18 protein-coding genes are annotated in these 22874 nt (G+C 59.3%); 14 read left to right on the top strand and 4 right to left on the bottom strand.

Annotated elements, in window-relative coordinates; all coding sequences use genetic code 11:
* The first annotated feature begins 5 nt into the window (after positions 1-5).
* On the top strand, positions 6-2054 hold the full coding sequence (locus tag AB1805_06810; GenBank protein ID MEW5745128.1) for a molybdopterin-dependent oxidoreductase: 2049 nt from the start codon (positions 6-8) through the stop codon (positions 2052-2054).
* Between the two features lie 216 nt (positions 2055-2270).
* On the top strand, positions 2271-2492 hold the full coding sequence (locus AB1805_06805) for a hypothetical protein (GenBank protein ID MEW5745127.1): 222 nt from the start codon (positions 2271-2273) through the stop codon (positions 2490-2492).
* Positions 2493-2622: 130 nt separating this feature from the next.
* On the opposite strand, the gene gltA is transcribed toward AB1805_06805, so the two are convergent.
* The 3 genes from gltA to AB1805_06790 form a co-directional block, all read right to left on the bottom strand.
* The gene (gene gltA, locus AB1805_06800) at positions 2623-4044 is read right to left on the bottom strand and encodes an NADPH-dependent glutamate synthase (protein ID MEW5745126.1); all 1422 of its coding nucleotides are present in this window, start codon (positions 4042-4044) and stop codon (positions 2623-2625) included.
* 27 nt (positions 4045-4071) lie between these two features.
* On the bottom strand, positions 4072-4938 hold the full coding sequence (locus AB1805_06795) for a sulfide/dihydroorotate dehydrogenase-like FAD/NAD-binding protein (protein ID MEW5745125.1): 867 nt from the start codon (positions 4936-4938) through the stop codon (positions 4072-4074).
* Between the two features lie 245 nt (positions 4939-5183).
* The gene (locus tag AB1805_06790) at positions 5184-6269 is read right to left on the bottom strand and encodes a UDP-N-acetylmuramate dehydrogenase (protein ID MEW5745124.1); all 1086 of its coding nucleotides are present in this window, start codon (positions 6267-6269) and stop codon (positions 5184-5186) included.
* 268 nt (positions 6270-6537) lie between these two features.
* Between AB1805_06790 and hisG the strand changes: the two genes are divergently transcribed.
* The 5 genes from hisG (at position 6538) to AB1805_06765 (ending at position 14408) form a co-directional block, all read left to right on the top strand.
* Positions 6538-7422 (top strand): ATP phosphoribosyltransferase, encoded by an 885-nt coding sequence (hisG, locus tag AB1805_06785; protein MEW5745123.1) that lies wholly within the window; start codon positions 6538-6540, stop codon positions 7420-7422.
* A gap of 134 nt (positions 7423-7556) precedes the next feature.
* A complete protein-coding gene (locus AB1805_06780; protein ID MEW5745122.1) occupies positions 7557-8600 on the top strand; it encodes a segregation/condensation protein A in 1044 nt (347 codons plus the stop codon).
* 372 nt (positions 8601-8972) lie between these two features.
* Positions 8973-9845 (top strand): phosphate/phosphite/phosphonate ABC transporter substrate-binding protein, encoded by an 873-nt coding sequence (locus AB1805_06775; protein ID MEW5745121.1) that lies wholly within the window; start codon positions 8973-8975, stop codon positions 9843-9845.
* Positions 9842-12139: an ATP-binding protein gene (locus tag AB1805_06770; GenBank protein ID MEW5745120.1), complete on the top strand. Its 2298-nt coding sequence runs from the start codon at positions 9842-9844 to the stop codon at positions 12137-12139. Before AB1805_06775 ends, AB1805_06770 begins: the two co-directional genes overlap by 4 nt.
* Positions 12140-12143: 4 nt before the next feature.
* Complete coding sequence (locus AB1805_06765) at positions 12144-14408, top strand: ATP-binding protein (GenBank protein ID MEW5745119.1); 2265 nt, start codon at positions 12144-12146, stop codon at positions 14406-14408.
* 11 nt (positions 14409-14419) lie between these two features.
* On the opposite strand, the gene AB1805_06760 is transcribed toward AB1805_06765, so the two are convergent.
* Complete coding sequence (locus tag AB1805_06760) at positions 14420-15529, bottom strand: Glu/Leu/Phe/Val dehydrogenase (GenBank protein MEW5745118.1); 1110 nt, start codon at positions 15527-15529, stop codon at positions 14420-14422.
* A 119-nt stretch (positions 15530-15648) separates the two neighbouring features.
* Between AB1805_06760 and AB1805_06755 the strand changes: the two genes are divergently transcribed.
* The 7 genes from AB1805_06755 (at position 15649) to AB1805_06725 (ending at position 22675) form a co-directional block, all read left to right on the top strand.
* Positions 15649-16191, top strand: coding sequence for a CAP domain-containing protein (locus AB1805_06755; protein MEW5745117.1), 543 nt, complete (start codon positions 15649-15651; stop codon positions 16189-16191).
* Positions 16192-16364: 173 nt separating this feature from the next.
* Positions 16365-17729 carry an HD domain-containing phosphohydrolase gene (locus AB1805_06750; GenBank protein MEW5745116.1) on the top strand — a complete coding sequence of 455 codons (1365 nt, stop codon included), beginning with the start codon at positions 16365-16367 and terminating at the stop codon, positions 17727-17729.
* The gene (locus AB1805_06745; protein ID MEW5745115.1) at positions 17722-18297 is read left to right on the top strand and encodes a tetratricopeptide repeat protein; all 576 of its coding nucleotides are present in this window, start codon (positions 17722-17724) and stop codon (positions 18295-18297) included. Before AB1805_06750 ends, AB1805_06745 begins: the two co-directional genes overlap by 8 nt.
* Positions 18298-18699: 402 nt before the next feature.
* The gene (locus AB1805_06740) at positions 18700-19149 is read left to right on the top strand and encodes a DUF4062 domain-containing protein (GenBank protein MEW5745114.1); all 450 of its coding nucleotides are present in this window, start codon (positions 18700-18702) and stop codon (positions 19147-19149) included.
* A gap of 67 nt (positions 19150-19216) precedes the next feature.
* Complete coding sequence (locus AB1805_06735; protein MEW5745113.1) at positions 19217-20332, top strand: ATP-binding protein; 1116 nt, start codon at positions 19217-19219, stop codon at positions 20330-20332.
* A 341-nt stretch (positions 20333-20673) separates the two neighbouring features.
* Positions 20674-22182 carry a cellulase family glycosylhydrolase gene (locus tag AB1805_06730; GenBank protein ID MEW5745112.1) on the top strand — a complete coding sequence of 503 codons (1509 nt, stop codon included), beginning with the start codon at positions 20674-20676 and terminating at the stop codon, positions 22180-22182.
* Between the two features lie 106 nt (positions 22183-22288).
* On the top strand, positions 22289-22675 hold the full coding sequence (locus tag AB1805_06725) for a response regulator (protein MEW5745111.1): 387 nt from the start codon (positions 22289-22291) through the stop codon (positions 22673-22675).
* Positions 22676-22874 lie beyond the last annotated feature (199 nt).

The following is a 22874-nucleotide window of genomic DNA, read 5'->3' as shown; positions in this document are numbered from 1 at the left end:
GTTAGATGGCGAACATGGTAACGGTTACGATAGATGGAAAGAGGGTAACGGCCCCCGAGGGCTCAAATCTCATTGATGCCGCAGCACGGGGCGGCATCAATATCCCCAATCTCTGCTACCTCAAGGGGATGAAAGGCATCGGCGCCTGCCGCATGTGCCTCGTCGAGGTCGAGGGCATGAAGGCCCCCATGATCGCCTGCACCACGAAGGTCAAAGAGGGCATGTCGGTCAATACGAATACGGAGAAGGTGCAGGAGATAAGGAAGTTCGTCGTCGATCTCATCCTCTCGATGCACCCGCTCGACTGCATGACCTGCACCAAGGCGGGCGTCTGCACGCTCCAGCAGTATGCCTACGATTTCGGGATAAAGGAATCGAGCTTCACCAGGAAGAAGTTCGGCTTTGCCGTTGACGAGGCGAACCCCTTCATCAAGCGCGATCCCGACTACTGCGTGCTCTGCGGCAGATGCGTCCGGGTCTGCAAGAACCAGGGGACGAATGTGCTCGAGTTCATGGGAAGGGGAGTGGGCTCGAAAGTGGCGACGGCCAACGACAAGCCGCTCCAGGAGTCGGGCTGCACCTTCTGCGGCAGCTGTGTCGACGCCTGCCCGGTCAACGCCCTGCTCGAGGCCGACCGGACGCGCAAAGGCAGGGAATGGGAGTACGAGAAGGTGAGCTCGGTCTGCCTCCTCTGCGGCAACGGCTGCGATATCACCGTCAGCACGAAGGAGGGCTCGGTCGCCAAGGTTAAGTCCGGAGCTGCCGACGGTTCCTCCGAGCGGTTCATCTGCGCATACGGCCGGTTCGGCTTCGATTGCATAGCGGCGGACAGCAGGGTGACGTCGCCGATGAAGCGCGTGGGCGGCGCCCTGGTCGAGACGACCTGGAAGGACGCCCTCGACCTTGTCGCCGCCGAGCTGAAGAAGGCGGGCAAGAACGCCGGGTTCGTCGCGACAGGCGGCCTGCTCAACGAGGACGCGCTCACGCTCAAGCAGTTCGCGGCGGAGGTCGTCAAGACCAGGAATGTGGATACGACGGTAAGCCTCTACGGCGATGCAGCAACGTTGCTCTCCGGGAGCGCCGATATGGATACCGCTGATCTTTTCGTGCTCGTGGGCCTTAATCCCAGCCAGTATACGCGGGTGCTGCCCGCCCTCGATGCGGTAATCCGCAGGAGAGTGCAGGGAGGGGCGAAGCTGATCACCATTACTGCAGCAGAGCCTTCGATAGCCTCTGTCGCCGCAGTGAGCCTGGTGGAGGATGAGGCTGCGGCGCTCATGTCGCTCGCCAAGGCGCTGCTCGCCAAAGGCCTCTCGAGTGACAAAAAGCTGGGAGAGGCCGTTGCCAAGGCAGCGGTGAGCGAAGCAGTGGAAGCGGCGGCGGCCATGGTCGCCGATGCAAAGAACCCTGTAGTGCTCACCTCGCCCGCGCTCTATCCTGCTGCGGCAAACATAAGCCTGATAAAAGGCACGGCCGTATCGATCCCGGTCGAGAGCAATGCAAAAGGCGTACTGATGATGGGTCTGGCGCCGGAAGGGAAATCCTGTAAGGAGATGGCGTCCGGAGGAAACGGATTCCTCTATGCCGTCGGCGAGGTTCCCCTGGTGAAAAAGGCGAAAGGGGATTTCCTCGTAGTCCAGGCTTCCCATATGACCGACCTCGCGAAACAGGCTGACGTTGTCCTTCCCGCCGCAGCGCTGCTCGAAGCCGAAGGGACCATGGTCGATTATGCGGGCAGGTTGAAGTATGTGGCCGCGGCCGTCTCTCCCGCGGGAGAGGCGAAGACGCATCGTGATATTTTCGCAGCCCTCGCGAAAGTGATGGGGAGCAAGCTGAAGGAAGCGAAGGAGAGCGATACCAAAAAGCTCGTGAGCGCTGCCAAGATCAAGGTAGAGCTCAGTCCCTTTGCCAGGAGAGAGGGATTCGACGCCGACCCGGGAGAGCTGATCGAGTCGATCAACGCCGCGGTAATCAACGGTTCGAGGCTCCTCTGGCTCAAGGAAGCAAAGGTCTCACCCGCAGCGACCTCGCCAGTCGCTCCGGCAGCAGCATAGCGGCAGTAGTGTAGCATCGGCATCACCTAGGGCATCCTGACCGTTGCCATAAACTCTCGCCCCGCCCCTTGTACAGGGGCCGGGGCCTTTTTTTGCTTGCGGCAGATTACCCCGAGTGCAGGCTTGTGGGATTAGGCCCGGTGGGATTAGACATGGATACGTGGTATCATTTGTAAAAGAATCGAGTTATGCGGGAAGATAGAAAAGGAGACTGTCATGGCCGGACATGAAGAGCATAATGAATACCTCAAGGAGACTGTTGAGGGCAGGCAGGTCTGTGTGTATTGCAAAAAAACCGAGGACGAAATCGGCGGACGCCTCGAGGGGCACGCGAGCTGGTGCAAGTGGCGAAAGGATATGGAAGAGATGGAGAGGGTGCGGGGGTTGAAGGAGTCGTCGGGGAAACTGAAAGATGTCGTTCAGCGCTATGGAAGATGATCGCGCTAGGGAGGTTTCCTGCAGCGCGATAAGAGGCGGCCGACGATTACGTACAGGTTCGCCGCAAAAATGAAAGGCCGCCACGGTGCAGTGGCGGCCTTCCTTCGCTACGAGTAGCGCAAGCTGTTTCTTACCAGGCCGCTTCACCCTTGAGGAATTTGTTGATATCCGCTGCAGCCCGTTTGCCGGCGCCCATGGCGCTGATGACGGTGGCGGCGCCGGTGACGACATCGCCGCCTGCCCAGACGCGCTGCTTCTTCGTCCTCCCCGTATCGTTATCCGCAACCGCCGTGCCGTACTTTGTCCGCTCGAGCCCCTCTGCATCGACGAAGACGATCGGGTTCGGGTTGGTGCCGAGCGCCATGATGACCGTATCCACTTCCATCTCGAACTCCGATCCGGCGATCGGAACGGGCTTCCTCCTGCCCGAGGCGTCGGGCTCGCCCAGCTCCATCCTGATGCAGCGCATGCCGACGACCTTGCCGGTGCTGTCGCCCATGATCTCGATCGGGTTGGTGAGGAGGTCGAAGATGATGCCTTCTTCCATCGCATGGTGCACTTCCTCTGCACGGGCGGGGATCTCTTCCTTCGACCGGCGGTACACGATATGCACCTCGCCCGGCTGCGTGCCGTTCTGTTGTGCGTGCAGGTGCTGTATGCGGGCGCTGCAGCGGGCGGCGTCCATGGCGACGTTTCCTGCGCCGATCACGGCGACCTTCCTTCCTGCCTTTACCGGCGTATCGTAGTTCGGGAAGAGGTAGCCTTTCATCAGGTTGACGCGGGTGAGGAACTCGTTGGCCGACATGACGCCGTTCAGGTTGATGCCGGGGATACGCATGAACGACGGCAGCCCTGCGCCGGTGCCGAGGAACACCGCATCGTATTCCGCGAGCAGCTCATCGAGGGTGATGGTGCGGCCGATGACGTGGTCGCTCCGGATCTCGATGCCCAGACACTTTGCCGCATAGTCGATCTCGCCGTGGACAACGCTCTTCGGCAGCCGGAATTCGGGAATGCCGTAGATCAGCACGCCGCCCGGGCCATGGAGCGATTCGAACATGGTCACGGTATGTCCCTCCCGCGCCACATCGACGGCGCAGGTGAGTCCGGCAGGGCCGGTGCCGACGACCGCCACTTTCTTGCCGGTAGGGGGGGCGGCGTTCAGCGGGCAGGTGCGATGCGCCAGCTCATAGTCTCCGACGAACCGCTCGAGCCGGCCGATGGCAACGGGCTCGCCCTTCTTGCCGAGGATGCACTTCCCTTCGCACTGGCTCTCCTGGGGGCAGACCCTGCCGCAGATCGCGGGGAGGTTGTTCTTTACCTTCATCGCCTCGACCGCCTTCGGCATATCGCCTTCGCGAAGCGCCTTTATGAACTGGGGAATGAGGACGCCGACGGGACAGCCTTCGGAACAGAGCGGCTTTTTGCACTGCAGGCAGCGCTCCGCCTCCTTCTTGGCGGTCTCTTCGGTATAGCCCAGGGCGACCTCATCGAAGTTGGCCCTGCGCACGTGTTCGTCCTGGTGCAACATGGGCTGCCTCGGAATTTTCATTCTCTGTTTGGTATCGAGCTCAGCCATTTATTTCCCTCCCTCAGCAACTGCTTTATCGAGATTGCAGATATGATTCTTGTAGTGGTCGACTGCGGCCTTCTCCTCTTCCTTATAGAAGGAGAGCCGCGAAAGGAGATTGCCCCAGTCCACCTTGTGGCCGTCGAACTCGGGACCGTCGACGCAGACGAACTGCGCGCCGTCTTCGAGGAGCACGCGGCAGCCGCCGCACATGCCGGTGCCGTCGATCATGATGGTGTTGAGGCTGACGATGGTCGGCACGCCGAAGGGCTTGGTAGTCTGCGAGACGAATTTCATCATAACGGCCGGACCGATGGCCCAGACCTTTGCCACGGCACGGCTTTTATCTTCGAGGACCTCCTTGAGCGGCTCGGTGACCAGCGCCTTGCGGCCATGGGAGCCGTCATCGGTGCAGATATGGAGCTCGTCGGAAACCGCCTTCATCTTGTCCTCCCAGAAGAGCAGGTCTTTGGTGCGGGCGCCGATGATCGAGATGACCTTGTTCCCTCCCTCCTTCAGTGCCCGGGCAATGGGATAGATCGGGGCGATACCCACGCCGCCGCCCATGCAGACGACGGTCCCGAAGTTCTCGATCTCGGTGGGATGGCCGAGAGGGCCGACAAAGGTCGAGACAGAATCGCCGGCCTTCATGGCGCCGAGCTGCAGGGTGGACTTGCCCACCTCCTGAAAGATGATGGTAATGGTGCCGGCCTTGCGGTCGAAGTCCGCGATGGTCAGGGGGATCCGCTCGCCGTTTTCGTCGATGCGGACGATGATGAACTGGCCTGCCTTCGCCTTCTGCGCTACATGAGGGGCCTCGATCACCATGAGCTTGGTGACATCGCTCAGAACCTGTTTTTCCAGGATTTTATACATACATGCCTCCTTAATGGGGTAAATGTTCGTTCGCAAACAGAAGGGAACGGCACGGAGGGAACGAATGTCCGACGCATACAACGAGGGAGTGAAAAGAGCAAGGCGCACCTATGACCTTTATAACCGTTGCCAGCCTCATATGAATCCGCCTCTCCAGCGTGGTTTGTTTGTGGTATATCATCTCAGAATAACATAGATTGCGACATGTCGTCCATGTGAAACTGCTTGCTGCAGGCGGGTAATCGTCAGAGCAGATCAGGGGTGAAGCCCACGAACTGGACCTCCGGTTTGAGGACGACGCCGAACTGCCGGAGCACCGCTTCCTGCACCTGCCGGGCGAAGGCGGCCACCTCCCCAGCGGTTGCGTCGCCGTAATTAATTACCGCAAGAGTATGGCGCGGGGAGATGCCGACGTTCCCTTTTCTGAAGCCCCGTACAAAGCCCGCGCTCTGAATCAGGCATGCGGCAGAGACCTTGACCTCTCCCGACCTCTGCGGCCAGGACCAGTTGGCGCAGCCTCCCGCTTTCCGGACCGCCTCTTCCACCCCGGTGAAATGCTCTGCCGAGACCACCGGGTTTTTGAAGAAGGAGCCCGCGCTCTTGAAACGCTCATAGCCGTCGAGGGCGAGCAGCCCCTTGCCCTCCCTTATTTTCAACACCGCCTCGCGCACCTGCTGGAGGGTAGGGTCGGGCAGGCCGGAGAGGGCGGCCTTCAGGTCATGGTAGGTAACCGAAGGGGCGCCGTTCTGTTTCAGCTTGAACGTCGCCTCCACGATCAGGTAGCGTCCGGCAGCGATAGAATTGAAGAGGCTCTTCCGGTAGCCGAAAGAGCACTCCTGGTTGGTAAAGATAACAGCCCTTCCGGCAGCGACCTCGAGAGCCCGCACCTGTTCGACGACGCTGTCGGCGCTCTGGCCATAGGCCCCGATGTTCTGCACCGGGGCAGCGCCGACGGTTCCCGGCACTCCCGAAAGGCACTCGATGCCCTGCAGATTGCTCTCGATACAGCGCCGCGTGAACCCATCCCAGTCCTCGCCGGCGCCTGCGGTAACCAGCACCTCATCATCCTCTCCGGCTGCCGGCCTGCTCGTAAATCCCTTTATGCCGTTCAGTATCACGAGCCCGGGAAAGCCCTGGTCGCTGATGAGAATATTGCTGCCGCCGCCGAGGACAAAGGTCTCGATGCCCTTGTGTCTCGCAAAAGCGAGCGCCTCCCGCGCCTCTTCCTCGCTGGTAACGACCGCAAAATACCGCGCCGGACCGCCGATGCCGAAGGTCGTCAACCCGCCGAGGGGATACTGCTCTTTGATTGTGAGGTCTTTTCCGGTCACGACACCATATTATAGCATCCGGGAGTTATTGACCACAGAAAATGAAGACAAATTCCAAGCTCCAAACACCAAGTCCCGGACAAGATTCAACGTTCGAACGATCCAGAACAGGTTTGGAATTTCAGCAGTCGGAATTCATTTGAGATTTGGAATTTGGAGCTCGGGATTTGTTTTTCCGGATTTGACACGCTATTTTACAAACCTTTAAAATAGGAGCTTCGTAGCGGATGCGATTATTCCAGTGCAGCGAAGCGAGGGGAAACCGATCATGAATAACACGGATAAGGTGCTCAAGCTCGGCCTGCCCAAGGGCAGCCTGCAGGAGTCTACCCTGAAGCTCTTCAGGAAAGCGGGATACCATATCAGCGTATCCTCTCGCTCCTACTATCCTGTCTTCGATGACCCTGAAATCGGTTCCATGCTCATCAGGGCCCAGGAGATGGCGCGGTATGTCGAGGACGGGCATCTCGACTGCGGCCTGACCGGCAAGGACTGGATCCTCGAGCAGAACGCCGATGTCGTCGAGGTCGCGGAGCTGCGGTACGCCAAAGAGGGATTCAGACCGGTACGGTGGGTGATCGCCGTGCCCGCTGATTCGAAGATAAAGACGATAAAGGACCTGCAGGGCAAGCGTGTCGCCACCGAGCTGGTCGGCTATACCAAACGGTATCTCAGGGGGAAGGGCATCAAGGCGGAGGTCGATTTCTCCTGGGGCGCGACCGAGGTGAAGCCGCCGCACCTGGCGGATGCGATCGTGGAGCTGACCGAGACCGGGACCTCCCTGCGCGCGAATAACCTCCGCATTGTCGAGACGATGGTCGAGTCCACCACGCGCTTTATCGCGCATAAAAGGGCCTGGCAGGACAAATGGAAGCGGCAGAAGATGGAGAACATCGCGCTGCTCCTGAGGGGAGCGCTCGCTGCAGAGGAGAAGGTGGGGCTCAAGATGAACGTGCCCGAGCATTCTTTCAAGAAAGTGCTGAGCCTCCTCTCCGCCATGCATTCTCCCACGGTCTCCTCGCTCTCGGATCAGGGGTGGTATGCCATCGATGTGGTGATTGCCGAGAAGACCGTCCGGGACCTCATCCCGAAGCTGAAGAGCGCCGGCGCCTCGGGTATCGTCGAATACCCCCTGAACAAGGTGATACCATAAGCGGTATAGCGTTGAGCGTACAGCGTTATGGCGAAAGAGGCTCTTTATGGCGTTGTGCGTACGGCGTTATAGCGTCAGAGGAAGGAAGCTGTCGTGCGCTATAGCGCAATAAACGCTATAACGCTGTGAACACGATGGACGCAACGAACGCATATAGTGTAAAGGTCCCTGTATTCGAAGGCCCTCTCGATCTCCTTCTCCATCTCATCAAGCAGAACAAGATCGACATTTACGATATCCCCATCTCCCAGATCACGGGCCAGTACCTCGAATACCTCGAAATAATGAAGGAGCTGAACCTCGAGATCGCCTCCGAGTTCCTCGTGATGGCGGCGACGCTCATCTATATCAAGTCCCGCATGCTGCTGCCGCCGGACGAGACCATCGCCCCTGACGACCAGGAGGACCCGCGGGCCGGGCTCGTGCAGAAGCTCCTCGAGTACCAGGCCTTCAAAGAGGCCTCGGGCCCTCTGCGGGAGCGCGAGGAGGTCTGGACGAATGTCTTTTCCCGCCCCCCCCTGGACGAGAAGGAGCTCAAGAACGAGGAGGAGCTCTATCTCTTCGATCTGAATATCTTCGACCTCCTCGGCGCGCTCCAGAAGATCATCAAGAAGGCCCCTCCCGAGGCGATCAGGATCACGAAGGAGACCCTGACGGTCAAGGACAAGATCGCCCTGATCCTGGAGCGGATGGAGACGGAGCAGACGATCCGTTTCGACGAGCTCTTCGCGGAGGACAGGACCAAGGTCCAGATCATCGTCACCTTCCTCGCCCTGCTCGAGCTTTTGCGGCTCAAGCTGGTGAGAGGATACCAGGACCGGGACTTCGGCACGATCTGGATCATGCAGCAGACCGATGAGCCGTCCGTGTCGCCTGCGGAAGCGGAACAGGCCGGAGAGGCATATGACGCACAGGAGTCTGTCCAGCACGAAGCTGTGGCCCGGAGTGCGGGGGAGTCCGCTGAGGAGGCGGTGGGGTCAGTGCCGGTCGCGGTGCACGCGGAAGCGCCGGTGCAGGACAGCGGTTGGGATGGCGAGACCCCTCCCGAGGGCAGCTATGCTCCTGATGATAGGGATGAGTCCCTCCCGGAAGAATCTCCCCCGGAGGATGCCGATGGCCAGGAGCACGCGGAGCACGACGATAGCAGCGGCGGCGTAGAATCTGAACGTCCTGAGTGAACCATTCCTGAAGACCCGCTTCCCTGCGAGGGCCTCCATAAAGGCAGCAGGCCCCCTTCGAGGCGATCATCTCTTTTATCATTGAATAAATAGACGAAAATCCTCGCAAGGGAGACCGCCGATGCGGTGAGGAGCGCTGCGCAACCTTCTTCGCCTTCTGCGCAGGAGCCGGCATACCCCTTAGCCGCGACAAGGCTCTATATAAAAATATAAAGAAAACGGACGATAATAGATGAAAAGGGCTGAACCCTTGAATTGCCCTTGAACTGAAGGACAAATAACAAGTATAGTTATGTGCAGGTCTTGTGACCGGCAGCAGGGGCGCAATGCGGCACGATTCTTGCAAAGTTTCCCGGCGAGGTGTCTATGCATATGATAACAGCTGTAATCCTGGCGCTCATTCTCTCGGCGCTTCCAGGTCTCTCCCATGCAAAAACGCTTACCATCGGTCTTATCCCTGAACAGAATGTCTTCAAGCAAGTCGAGCGGTTCACCCCTCTCGGTGAGTACCTCGAGAAAAAAACAGGAATAAAGGTGAAGTTCACCATGCTGTCCCGGTACGGTAATATTATCGACCGGTTTACCTCCGAACGGATGGACGGTGCTTTCTTCGGGAGCTTTACCGGCGCCCTGGCCATCCAGAAGCTCGGCGTTGAGCCGCTGGCCCGCCCGGCGAACCTCGATGGCCCGGCGACCTACCGCGGCTATATTTTCGTCCGAAAGGACAGCGGCATAAAGACCGTCGACAATATGCGGGGCAGGACCATCGTCTTTGTGGAGAGGGCGACTACCGCTGGCTATGTCTACCCGATCGCCTTTTTGCGGCAGCACGGCATTGCCGATATCAATAGCTACTTCAGGAGGCACTACTTTGCGGGGAGCCATGATGCGGCCATTTACGCGGTGCTCGACCGGAAGGCCGATGTCGGCTGCGCCAAACACTCCATCTTCGACATGCTGGCGCGCAGCGACCCGAGAATAACGAGGGATTTGCGCATAGTGGCCACGTCGCCGGCGGTCCCGTCGAACGGCCTCTGCGTGCGGAAGGATATGGATGCCGAGACCAAGAGGCTGCTCAGGGAGGCGCTCCTCGGCATGAACGAGGATCCCGAGGGCAGGGCCGTGCTTGCCCAGTTCAGCGCCCTGCGGTTTGTTCCCGCTGCACGGGAAGACTATAAACCGGTCTTCGATATTGCGGAGAAGGCGGGTATCGATATGAAGAACTATCAGTACCTCAACAAATGAAAAAAAGGATCATTCTGTCGCTCCTCGGCGTGTTCGTTCTCTTCTCCGCAGGCGCGGCGGCGGCGCTGTTCTATATAACGAACACGACCAATACCCTCAACCGCCTGGTCGAGCTCTACCAGGTGGAGCACCTCAGGCAGAACCTGGTGATCTACATCCAGACCGTTCAGGCGGACCTGTATACGTATCAGACCCCTCTGGGGCGGCATCTCGATGCCACGGTTCAGAATGTGTCTACCCTTGACGCAGCGGTGAACAGATGCAACTCCTGCCACCACAAGGCCGAGGTGGCCCTGCGCATCTCCGAGCTGCAGCAGGCGGTAGTCGAGTACAAGCGGACGCTGAGCTACTACATCACGTCGGCAGCCGATACGCAGTACATAGAGCAGCTCAAGCAGGATGCCGCGGCGATCGGCAACCGGCTGATCGGCACGGCGTACGGGATGACGGTCACGGCAAACCAGCGGCTCAATACCATGACGAGCAATGCGCTGGTGCGGATCAATGAGGCGAGGGTCATCCTCTTCGCCACCCTCCTGCTCGCGCTGGCCTTTGCCCTGGCGGTTTCCTGGTATCTCATCAGGCAGGTGACGCGCCCCGTGGGAGAGCTGGTGAACGCGACAAGGATGATCACGGCCGGCAACCTGGGACATACCATACCCTATCAGGACAAGACCGAGTTCGGCGAGCTGGCGCAGCACTTCAACTCCATGAGCGAGGCGCTCCGCGACGGCTATGAACGCATGCAGAAGCAGCAGAAGGAAATCGCCGAGAGCGAGTGGAAATTCAGGACTCTCTCGGAGTTCGCCTACGACTGGGAGTACTGGATCGGCGAGAACAAGGAGATCATCTTCATGTCCGCGTCCTGCGAGCGCATTACCGGCTACACCCAGGAGGAGTTCATGCGGAATGACCGCCTCCTCTGCGATATCGTCCATCCGGAAGACCGGGTAATGTGTGAAGCGCATATGAACAGTTTTGCCGGACCGCTGCACGAAGAAATGGAGTTCCGCATCATAACGAAGGACGGGCAGGTGAAGTGGCTGTCGCATGTCTGCGGCCCGATCTATGCTGACGACCGCTTCCTGGGCAGGCGCGTCAGCAACAGGGACATCTCCGACAGGAAGCGGCTCGAGGAGCAGCTGGCGCAGTCGCAGAAGATGGAGTCGCTCGGCCTCCTCGCCGGGGGCATCGCCCACGACTTCAACAACCTCCTGACGGCGATCATCGGCTATGCCTCCATGCTGCAGCAGACGCCTGCTGCGGGAGATGAGAAGACACGGCACTATATTCAGCATGTGCTCGGCGCCTCGGAGCGGGCGCAGCGGCTCACCTCGAGCCTTCTGGCCTTCAGCCGCAAACAGATCATGAAGCCTTCGGTCGTGGCCCTCGATGGCGTGCTGCAGAACCTCTCCGGCCTGCTGAAGCGAATACTGGGCGAGGATGTCGAGCTCATATTGAACTGCCCGGAGACCGCTCCCGTCTTTGCCGACCCCCACCAGATCGAGCAGGTGGTGATGAATCTCGCCACCAATGCCCGCGATGCCATGCCCGGCGGCGGAAAGCTCGTTATCGAACTTTCCGCCCCGGGGTTCATCGGCGGCGCCGTGGCAGGCATGCACGGGGTAAAGCCCGGGAATTACGTGGTGCTTTCGGTGACCGACACGGGGAAGGGTATCCGGAAGGAAGATATCCCCTATGTCTTTGAGCCTTTCTTCACTACCAAGGAAAAAGACAAGGGGACCGGGCTCGGCCTTTCCATGGTATACGGGATCGTGCAGCAGCACGGCGGCTTTGTCGGCGTGTACAGTGAAGAGGGATGGGGGACGACCTTCAAGGTGTATCTCCCCGTATACGAAGGGGAGGGCGGCAGGGGGAGCGCGGTGGCGAAGAAGACGGAGCCCGAAGCCGATCTCAGGGGCACCGAGACGATCCTGATAGCCGAAGACGAAGAAGCGGTGCGTGAATTTTTTAAAGACGTCCTCCAGGGATTCGGCTATAGCGTCCTATGCGCAGCGGACGGCGTCGAAGCGATCAGGCTTTATGACGAGCAGAAGGATCGCATCGATATGGTCATCCTCGATGTCGTTATGCCGGGCCGGAACGGAAAAGAGGTCTTCGACCATATGAGAGCGAGCGACCCGGCGGTCAAAGTGCTCTTCATGAGCGGCTATACCCAGGACATCCTCACGTCGAGAGGAGTCTACGAGGGGGGACTGGAGTTCATTTCAAAGCCTTTCGAGATCGGGCCGATGATGAAAAAGGTCAGGAGCATACTCGGGCGGGCCGGCTAGGGACATGAATTTCAAAAACAGTCTGACCGGACTTCCCCAGAAATACTCTCTCTGCCTTATCGGCGTATGGACAGCACTGGTGGCCGTGTCTGCCGTGTGGAACATCTACCAGATAAGGGAAGAGGCGATAGAAAGGGCTCGTGTCGAGGCGCGGACGATTTTTGAACATAATATTGCCTACCGCCGGTGGAACACCATGCTCGGCGGTATCTATGCCCCGGTCAGTGATATAAACCGGCCCAACCCCTATATTGCCGACGTCAGCAGGGATATCGTTACTACGAGCGGCGCCAGGCTCACCTTGATCAACCCCTTCCGGATGACCACGCAGGCGTATGATCTCCTGCTGAAGCAGTCGCCCCATCCGGCGATAAACCGGACGGTCAGCAAAAGTCCCCTCAACCCCGAAAACATGGCCGATGCGTGGGAGCAGAAGGGGATTACCGCGTTCGAGCAGGGCAGGGATGAGGTGAGCGAGATCACCACGATCAACGACCATCCCTACATGAGGATCATGAGGCCCTACCTGACGGTCGAGGGCTGTCTGAAGTGCCACGGGTACCAGGGATACAAGGTCGGCGATATCCGCGGGGGGATGAGCATCGCGGTGCCGATGCAGCCGTACTACGAGGGGCTTGCACGGACGCGCAAGACGGTCCTCGTTACGCACCTGCTCCTGCTCGTTGCAGGGGTGGTCGGCATCCTCAGGTTTTCGGGCAGTATTCATAAGACACAGAGAAAGATCGCGGAGAGCGAATGGAAGTTCAGGACCCTCTCCGAATTCTCGACCGACTGGGAGTACTGGATCAAGGGGAACCGGGAGATCGTCTACATGTCCCCATCCTGCGAGCGCATTACCGGCTACACCCAGGAGGAGTTCATCGGCAACCCCGCGCTCCTCTGCGACATCGTTCATCCCGACGACGGGGGTGTTTACCGGGCGCATATGGACGACTTCCATGCAGCGGAGCATGAGGAGATCGAGTTCCGCATCATAACCAAGGACGGACAGGTGAAGTGGCTCTCGCACGTCTGTGCCCCGATCTATGCGGACGGCGTCTTTTTGGGCAGGAGCGTCAGCAATCGGGACGTCTCCGACAGCAAGCGGCTCGAGGAGCAGCTGGTGCAGTCGCAGAAGATGGAGTCGCTCGGCCTCCTCGCCGGGGGCATCGCCCACGACTTCAACAACCTCCTGACAGCGATCACCGGGTACGCTTCCCTCCTGAGCGGGATGCTCGGGAACAGTGATGAAAAGACGGGCCGGTATGTCCGGCATGTGCTGAACGCTTCGGAGCGGGCGCAGCGGCTCACCTCGAGCCTCCTGGCCTTCAGCCGCAAACAGATCATGAAGCCCGCTGTCATCAGTCTCAACCAGGTAATAAAAGAGATTGCCGGCCTTTTCAAGAGCCTTATCGGCGAGGACATCGAGCTTGCCATTTCCTACTCGGAAGAGGAGTTCCCCGTCTTTGCCGACCCCCACCAGATCGAGCAGGTGCTGATGAACCTGATCACCAATGCGCGTGACGCGATGCCCACCGGAGGCGTCCTGGCGATAGCGACCGCAGCGGAAACGATCGATGACGATTTCGCGATGAAGCACGGGGTGCGTACCGGCCGGTATATGGTGCTTTCAATAAGCGATACCGGCGTCGGCATAGACCGGGCGGATCTGCCGCACGTTTTCGAGCCCTTCTTCACCACGAAAGGAAAGGATAAGGGGACCGGTCTCGGGCTCGCCATGGTGTACGGTATCGTCAACCAGCACGGCGGAGCGGTCGCCATCAGCAGCGAGAAGGGAAGGGGGACCACCTTCAGAATAAGCCTGCCCGCGACAGAGGGCGACGGTGAGGGAGCGGGGTGCGCTGTCGAGGCAGCGGGAGACGAGACGGACGTCAGGGGAGACGAGACCATTCTCGTCGCCGAAGACGACGAAACCGTACGGGAATTCCTGAAGGAGACGCTCGAGGGATGCGGCTACACCGTCATGACGGCAGCGAACGGCGTGGATGCCGTCAGGAAATACGAGGAGCAGGGGGGACGCATCGTTATGGTCATCTTCGATATCGTCATGCCCCGGCAGAGCGGGAAAGAGGCCTACGAGCGCCTCAGGGCGATTAATCCTGCGGTCAAGGCGATCTTCGTAAGCGGTTACCCGCAGGATATGCTCACGTCTCGCGGCATATGCGAAGAAGGGCTGCACTTCATGCCGAAGCCCCTGGATACGAAACTGCTCATGCGCACGATCAAGAGCATGCTTCACGGCGCATGAGCGCCGCCCCTCTATGAGATCCTGCGGTAGGCCATGGCTGTCCGCACCCGTTCTCCTGCAATGGCCTCTGCCGCATCGCGGGGAGGGACATTCTCGCGCGAGGCCCTTTCGAGGATGAGCCGGGTATTCTTTTTTATGCGTTCCGCGATGGCGGCGAAGGCCTCCTGCTCCGTCTTCCCTGCATATTCCATGGCTGCCATGATGACGCCGCCTGCATTGGCGATGAAGTCGGGTACCGAGAGAGTCCCGCGCTTATGGAGGATATCTTCCGCCTCCCTCGTCGCCGGGATATTGGCACCCTGCAGGATCAGCTTCGCCTTGATAAGGTCGACATTGCTGCTGTTGATCACATCGGGCCGGGCTGCGGGGATGAGGATGTCGCACTGTTCCGCAAACAGCGCATTCACTTCTTTGACCGCAGCGGGCTTGTAGCTGACGACGCTCCCGGTCGCGTCCTTGACCTCCATGAGCCTCGTGATGTCGATACCGAAGGGATCGGCTACCGTTCCTTTGGTATCGCTGACAGCGACAATGACGGCCCCCCGCTCGGAAAGGAACCGTGCCGCCATCCTGCCCACGCTGCCGAAGCCCTCTATAGCGACCTTCGCGCCGTTGAGATTCATCCTGAGGTGGATACAGGCTACCTCCGCGCAGGCGGCGAGGCCGAACCCCGTGGCGCCGAGCCGGTCGAGGGGGAGACCGCCGATCTCCTCGGGAAGCCCCGATGCCCTTCCGGTCTCGTCATGGATCCATGCCATGCACGCCTCGTTGCTCCCCAGGTCGGGGCCGGGAATATATTCGCGCAGATCCTCGATGGCCCGGGCGAAGATTCTGAAGCAGTGCTCCTTCCGGGGGCTCCGGGGGTCCATTATAATGCCCGCTTTCGCGCCTCCGTGGGGGAGGCCGGCAATGGAGTTCTTCAGGGTCATGGTCCTGGCGAGGCGTTTTACCTCGTCGAGGGTCACATCAGGGGCGACCCTCACGCCCCCGATAGCCGGGCCGAGTGCGACATTATCGACGACAACATAGGCGCGGAAATCCGAAACAGGAAAGAAGAGCTCGATGGTCTTATAGTGCCCCCACTCTCTCGTGGCTGCAGCTCTTGCAGCAGGTGCGGTCATTGTCCTCTCCGGGTGTGCGGTTTGTTGAACAAATTTTATCATATCGGTCAGCACTTTTCAGCTGAGCTGAAATCCTTTACAATATGAAGGAGCGAGGACTGCAGAAGGAGGAGGTGCATATGTCCGGTGGCGTGCGTACCCTTATTCCCGCTTTCTGGGTGGTCATGATGCTCGCCTTGGTCCCTGGCTGCGGCACTGTCGGGGGCGATGCCACAGGAGGTGGAGTAAAGACCCTGCCGAGGCCTGATGCCGTTGAACAGCGCGTCGTGGAGTTGGTCAACGACGCCCGAAGCAAGGGGCGGAAGTGCGGGGCTGTGCAGTACCGGCCGGCGCCGCCGCTCCGGTGGGACGAGAGGCTCGCCCGTGCGGCTCTCGAGCACTCGCGCAGCATGGCGAAGCACGGCTTTCTCGGGCACAAGGGGCCGGACGGCAGGTCTGCCGGCGACCGGGTCGCCCAACTCGGCTATCGGTGGTCGGCTGTCGGCGAAAACGTCGGGCAGGGGCCGAAGACCCCGGAAGAGACGGTCCGCATGTGGCTCGAGAGCGAGCGCCACTGCAGGAATATCATGAGCCCCGAATTCAGAGAGGCGGGAGCCGCCTCGGCAAGGAGCAGCAGCCTCAGGACGTACTGGACCCTCGTGTTCGGGACAAAGCAGCGCTGACGCGCACCCGCTTGCCCGGGGCCGTGCCGGGCGCCTCCGCCCGCGTATCTCCCCCCCTGTCATTTTCCTCTCAACGGGTAATTTGCCCCTCCTCTTTACCGGAGGAACATGGTACACTATTGTGTTTGAAGTTGATCGGCACCGCTTATTTCTGAAGGGGGTGCAAGGGGACCATGGTCGCAGGAAACATACGGTTCAAGTTCTCGCTGCTGATTGTAACGCTGCTGGCGCTTACGACGCTGGTCTTTTCGTTCATCACGGTACAGCGTATGAACCGGCACATAGAAAACGAGCTCCTCAAAAGAGCGGTATCCCTGAACAGGAGCACCGCGGCGCTCGCCGCCTACAGCATGCTTTCCCGGGACCTGCTCGGTGTCGATCATATTGTTTCGAGAGTGAAGATGACGAATCCCGATATCGCGTACGTGGCTGTGGTCGGACGGGACCAGCGGATCGTCGCCCACAGCTCCCTCGAGAAGCGGGGACAGGTTTACACAGCGCCGAACCGCGGGCCGGTTATGAGGAGAGAGGGGGACGGGACGCTGGTCTACGGGGTGAGCGGCTCGTCCGAAAGTCTCCTCGATGTCGTCACCCCCGTTGCCTTCAACGGGAAGCAGATCGGCGCCGTTGTCACCTGTATCGATAAGTCCGCCCTTCGCCAGACGCGGGCGGATGTGCATCAAAAGATTGCGGCGGGCCTGGCTGCGGCGCTGCTGCTCGGCGTGATCGGCATCTTCTTTCTTTCGTCGTTCATTACCCGGCCTATCAAGGAGCTCGCCTCCGGCGTAGAGGAGCTTAAAACGGGCGCAGGGGCAAAACCGCTCAGGGTGTACTCACAGGATGAGCTCGGCAGGCTCACCGAGAATTTCAACGAGATGGCGGCGCTCATTACCGAGCAGAAGGCGCGGCTCGGCGCGTATGCGGAGGACCTCGAAGAAGCGTACGTGTCGACCATAAAGGTGCTCGCAGCGGCGATCGATGCCCGCGATCCCTATACGCACGGGCATTCGACGCGGGTCGCGAGGCTCGCCGTGAAGATGGGGGCCGCTCTCGGGCTGCAGCAGGAGGAGCTCGAAGACCTCGAGATCGCCGCGCTCCTCCACGATATCGGAAAGCTGAAAACTCCCGACGATATCCTCCTCAAGAAGGGCGAGCACAGTGAAGAAGAGTACCGCGAGATGCTGCGCCATCCCGAGGACGGGGTCGATATCCTGAGCAGGGCGCCGTCGCTTCACAAGTATATACCCGCGGTCAGGCACCATCACGAGTGGTACAGCGGCTCGGGATATCCCGACCGGCTCAGAGGAAAGGAGATTCCCCGTTCCGCCGCGCTCATAGCCGTCGCCGACGCCTTCGATGCCATGACCTCCACCAGGCCCTACCGGAACCGCTTCTCGAAGGAGTATGCCGTCGAGGAGATCGCCCTCCAGGCAGGCAAGCAGTTCGATCCCGAGCTCGTCAGGATCTTTCTGCGTGTAATTGATGCCATAGAGGCGCCCTTCGAGCAGCCCTTGGCTGTCAGGGGGCTGTATGACTAGGCGTCGGTCCCGGGCTGCTGCCGTGCTCGGCGTGGCAGTATCGCTGTCGATGCTCTCCTGCTCCGCCATGCGCAAGGGGCCGGCTGCAGACGACCCGCCTGATGTGCAGAAGACCGTTGCGCTTGCCCAGCGCTCGATCTCCTCCGCCAACCACCAGAAGGCCCTGGAGCTGCTCCACGGCGCCTATAAGGAGCACCCCGAAAACGCTCCCCTGCGGAGCGCTTATATCAGGGCCGTCGAGCAGACGCGGAAAGAGGCGGATGCTGTCTTCGCCACCCAGCGCTATCAGGCGGCAGGCGCGCTCTATGCGGCGCTCCTGAAGGGCGACTTTCATACCGCCGGTTTTGCGGGAGAGCTTTCTTTCGGCATGGACTACCTGAAGGGCAGGATCAGGACCTGTGCACGGATCCTCACCAAGAACGGACTGGTGAAGTACCGCGAGGGCAAGCTCGACGCAGCGATCGCCGTATGGGAAAAGGTCCTCGCCTTCGACCCCGGCAACGCCGAAGTGAAGAATGCCCTCGGCACTGCAAAGGCCCAGCTCAAGAATCTCAAAAAACTCCAGTAAGGCGCAGAAGCGGGGAGCAGCGCCGCAGCGCTAGAGCGTCGCACCGCTGTTCATCGTGAGGAGAATAACGGCAGATTTTATCATTCCGGCCTTTGCTGCTTTTCCCCGTATTTTCTGCCCTTTTCGCTACGTTCTACTACGATTTTACTGCAGTAAGACTCCTGAAATTTGAGAGCGATCAGCCAAGGAACTTTTTGGAGCTGTTTCTTAGTGATTCGCTCAACGGAATATGATTTATCTCAGGTAATCTTGTATGATATTCAAATATAAATGGGTAAACTCAATGACAGAGAGTTATCTGAATAAAGAAGGTCAAATGCTCATCGGCGCACTCTCCATAAATGCCATGAAACAGCCGATGCAGGTGAAAGAGGATAAAGCGCTGTACGGGAAAAGGGACCAATGAAGAAGCAGACTGCCAGTCATAAGAATATTTTCATAAGCAGCGTTCAGAAGGAAATGCAGCAGGAAAGGCGGGCCTTGAAGGAGTTTGTTCAAGGCGACGCTCTGCTCAGGCGCTATTTCGATGTGTTCCTGTTTGAAGACCTCCCCGCCAGTGATCGGAAGGCAGACGACGTGTACCTTGAGGAAGTCGAACACTGCGATGTGTACGTCGGCCTTTTCGGAAACGAGTATGGATCAGAGGATGCCGAGGGTATTTCTCCTACAGAGCGCGAATTTGACCTTGCTTCTGCTCAGGGCAAGGTTCGGCTTGTTTTCGTTAAGGGCGCGCATGATGCGGATCGTCATCCAAAGATGCGCGTGCTGATCGCAAAAGCCGGCAAACAGCTCATCTGCCGGTATTACCGAATTGACTACGGCTCTCTATTCAAGCCTTGTGGATTATCTTGAGGTGTGCGGCATCATTCAGGCCCGACACTTCGAAGATAGACCGTGTCAGGATGCTGCCCTCAGCGATGTGGACGCTCATGCTGTTGAGGAGTTTGTGCGCCTGGCCAGGCTTGAGCGCCAGTTTCCGCTGCCGGTCAAGACGCCCGTGGCTGAAGTGCTTGCGCACCTGCATCTTCTCTGTGGTGATCAGCCGACCAACGCCGCCATACTCCTTTTTGGCCGGGACCCCCAGCGCTTTCTTCCGCCCTCTGAGGTACGCTGTATGCACTTCCACGGTACTGAGATTCAGCGGCCCGTACCGTTTTATCGTATCTTCAAGGGCGCGCTCTTTGAGCAAGTGGATATGGCAGTGGACTTTGTCATGTCGAAGCTCAATCGCAGTGTTGGTACGCGGGCTGAAAGTACTCAGGCCCCTGTCCGTTATGAAATACCACACGATGTGATCCGCGAGGCCATCGTCAACGCCATTGCTCACCGCGACTATGTCTCGGCTGGAGCAGTACAGGTTTCCGTCTTTGCCGACCGCGTGGAAGTATGGAACCCCGGTACGCTGACGCCGCCGCTCACCCCGGAAAGTCTTCGGCAGCCCCACGGCTCCATAGCCCGAAATCCCCGTATCTGCGAGGCTCTCTTTCTCGCCCGCTATATCGAGAAATACGGCACCGGCACTCTTATGATGATCCGGGAGAGCCTTGCCCATGCACTGGCTGAGCCTGATTTCGTGCAGCGAGGCGGAGAGTTTACCAGCACAGTCTGGCGCGACTGGCTGACCGATAAGGTTATCGAATCGCTTGGACTTAATGTTAGGCAAAAACACGCAGTAATTCTTGCCAAGACGAGCGGCCGTCTGAGCAACCTTGATTATCAAAAAGCCTTTGACGTCTCGAAACCGACCGCATCGAGGGATTTGGAAGACATGGTCAGGAAAGGCGTGTTGAGTAAAATTGGAACTACCGGCAAGGGTACGTACTACATCATCTCTCGTAAAGGGCTCATAAAGGGCTCAAAGGGCTCATCAACTATCCCGAATGAAAAGGGCTCACAAAGGGCTCAAAGGGCTCATCAGACAACAGGGGATTCAACTGCCAATCGTGCCATAAACGCGCCAAATATACCATTGAAAAAAGTAGATGGGGCAAAACCTACTAAGAGGAAATCGAGAAAGTATAAGAAGGGGACCTGAGTTCAGGAAATCCTTAAACTGGACATAAACCCGACATGAAAATGGCAATGGGTAAACCCGACATAAACCCGACAAACTCGATACGAAGGGCCATAAAGGGGTCAAAGGGAAAGGGGCCATATACGGGCCAACTGGGCCATATTGCCCGTCATACGAAAGGCGGCAAAGGGATTTATGAGCACATGGGAACATTTTCTAATCGTGCCATCAATGCGCCACGTCAGGAAATGGGGGATGTGTCCCTCATTTCCATACTTCTCTGCATCGTTCTGCTCCTCTTTCCTCCAGCCCCCGGGCTAGCGCAAGCGGCTGGAGGGTTTCTGCGCATCGAGGGCGGACGGGTGGTCGATGCCGGTGGGGCGGCGGTGATGCTGCGCGGTTTCAACGTGGAGCTGAAGCACTTCGCCCCCTCCTGGAGCGTTCTCGGTGAAAACGATATAAGGAAGATGGCGGCGGCAGGAGCGAACTGCCTCCGCCTCGTCCTCGACTACCGGCAGTTCGAGCCGGCGCCTTTCAGCTACGACGCGCGCAGCTTCGCGCTCCTCGACAGGGTCCTCGGCTGGTGTGAACGCCACGGGCTTTATGCGATTCTCGATATGCATCTTGCGCCGGGCATGCAGAATACCCATGACTTCGTCGTTCACCGGGAAGGGAGGGCCTCCTTTTGGAGCTCGGAGGCATATCAGGAGCGCTTCTACGCCCTCTGGGAGGAGATCGCGCGGAGGTATGCCGGGCGGACTGTCGTCGCGGGCTACGATCTCCTGAACGAGGGTACACCTCCCTCTGCCGAGGACTACCGGCGCATTATCGGTACGGCTGCCGAGCGCATCCGCAGGCTCGACAAAAGACATATGCTCATCGTCGAAGAGGCCATACTCGAGGGGTGGCGCAAGGAGCTTGTCGGTCTCGACGACCCGAATATCCTCTATAGCATCCACTTCTTCTATCCGCCCCGTTTCGCTTTCTATATCACCACCACCGACCGGCCCGTCTCCCGCTACCCCGGCGAGATGGTCAGTGCAGGGAAGAAAATAGGCGAGGCCCGCTCCTCACCGCTCCCTCCCGGCAGGAGCGAGAGGGAACGCGGCGAGTGGCGGCAGCTCCGCCTCACGGCCACGCCCCCCGAAGGAGCGGACATCGTTGTGGTGAGCATCGAGTCCCCGGGCGGCAGCGGAACGGTCCTGGTCGATGACGTGGAGCTCCTCGTCAACGGCGTGCCTGCAGAGCTGCCTGCGCCCCTGGTGGCGAACGGTTCGTTCGAGATAGACTACCCCGGCTTTCACTGGACCCTGCAGGGCTCCTGCATTTCTGTGGAGCGCGGACCGGCCCGCACGGGCGCATATGCGCTCTCCTTTTACCGGTGCGCAGGCAGCGCCGCTGCCCGGAGCAGCCCTATGCCGGTGAAGCGCGGCTCCTACGAGCTTGCGGCGTGGTATCGCGCCGAAGGGGCCGACGACGATATGCGAATCGTTCTGGCGTGGCATGAGCGGGAGGTGGTCGCCCGTATCGACCGGCAAGAGATAGAGCGGCAGCTCGCCTATGCCCTCGACTTCAAGACCCGGCATAAGGCGCCGCTCTTTGTGGGAGAATTCACCGCCCATGCCAACCCTTCACTCGAGAGTATTGTCAACTACCTCACCGATTTTTTGGAAATCATGGAGCGCGAGGGCCTGCACTGGACCTTCTGGAACTACTACTCGGAGTATCCGGGGGTCGGTATCTTCACCGGCGACCCTCTTCATTGCGCGAACCCGGCGGCATGGGAGACGCTGGGAAGATTTCTGAAGAGGGGGAGGCGGGAAAAGGCGGGCAGTACGGTGGACTATGTGACGCCTCTCACCAAATCGTGATTTTCCCCGATAAGAGAGGGGAGAGCCCTTGCATCAGGAGCGAGCAAATGCGTATCATGTCTCAGCTTGAGATGGCTATACGCATAAGGATCAGGATGAGCGCGTTGTGGACGGCGATACGGTAAAACTTCTGGTTGTTGATGATGAGGAGCTGGTGTGCGTTGCTTTGAAGCGGGCTTTCGAGCGCAGTGAGCAGCATGCCGTGTGCACGGCGTTTGCGATGCACGAGGCGCTGCACAAGGTTGCGAACCACACGTACGACGTGATCATTACCGATTGGAGCCTCCCCGATGCCGAGGGCCTGGAGCTCTTAAGGAGAGTACGGGAGGAAGGACTGGACATCCCGGTAATCGTCATTTCATCGCATGTGCGCCGCGATATTCTCGAGAAAGCATCGGGGTATAACGTGTTCAGATTCATCGGGAAACCTTTCCGTATAGAGGAGGTCAGGAGCGCGGTGAACGATGCCTTGCAGAGCAGGAGGGCGTCGTAACTATAAGGGGGGACGCTGTCGGGGTGCTGACCAAGATATACGTGCGGCGCCTCCGTTGGTGATATGGCATCAATCCCCTCGAAATCAGCCGGCAATGCGTCCCTCCCGTCCTCCCCGATAGCAGCGCCGGGCGCCAGCCGTGGGTGGCTTGATGCGGCCCGCGAGAGCGCATCTATGAAGAAACCTTGCGCCTTTTAAA

The sequence above is a fragment of the Nitrospirota bacterium genome (assembly GCA_040752355.1).
Taxonomy (GTDB): Bacteria; Nitrospirota; Thermodesulfovibrionia; order Thermodesulfovibrionales; family Dissulfurispiraceae; genus JBFMCP01.
Note: the sequence above shows the minus strand (reverse complement) of the source record. Positions and strands in the feature narration are given on the sequence as shown.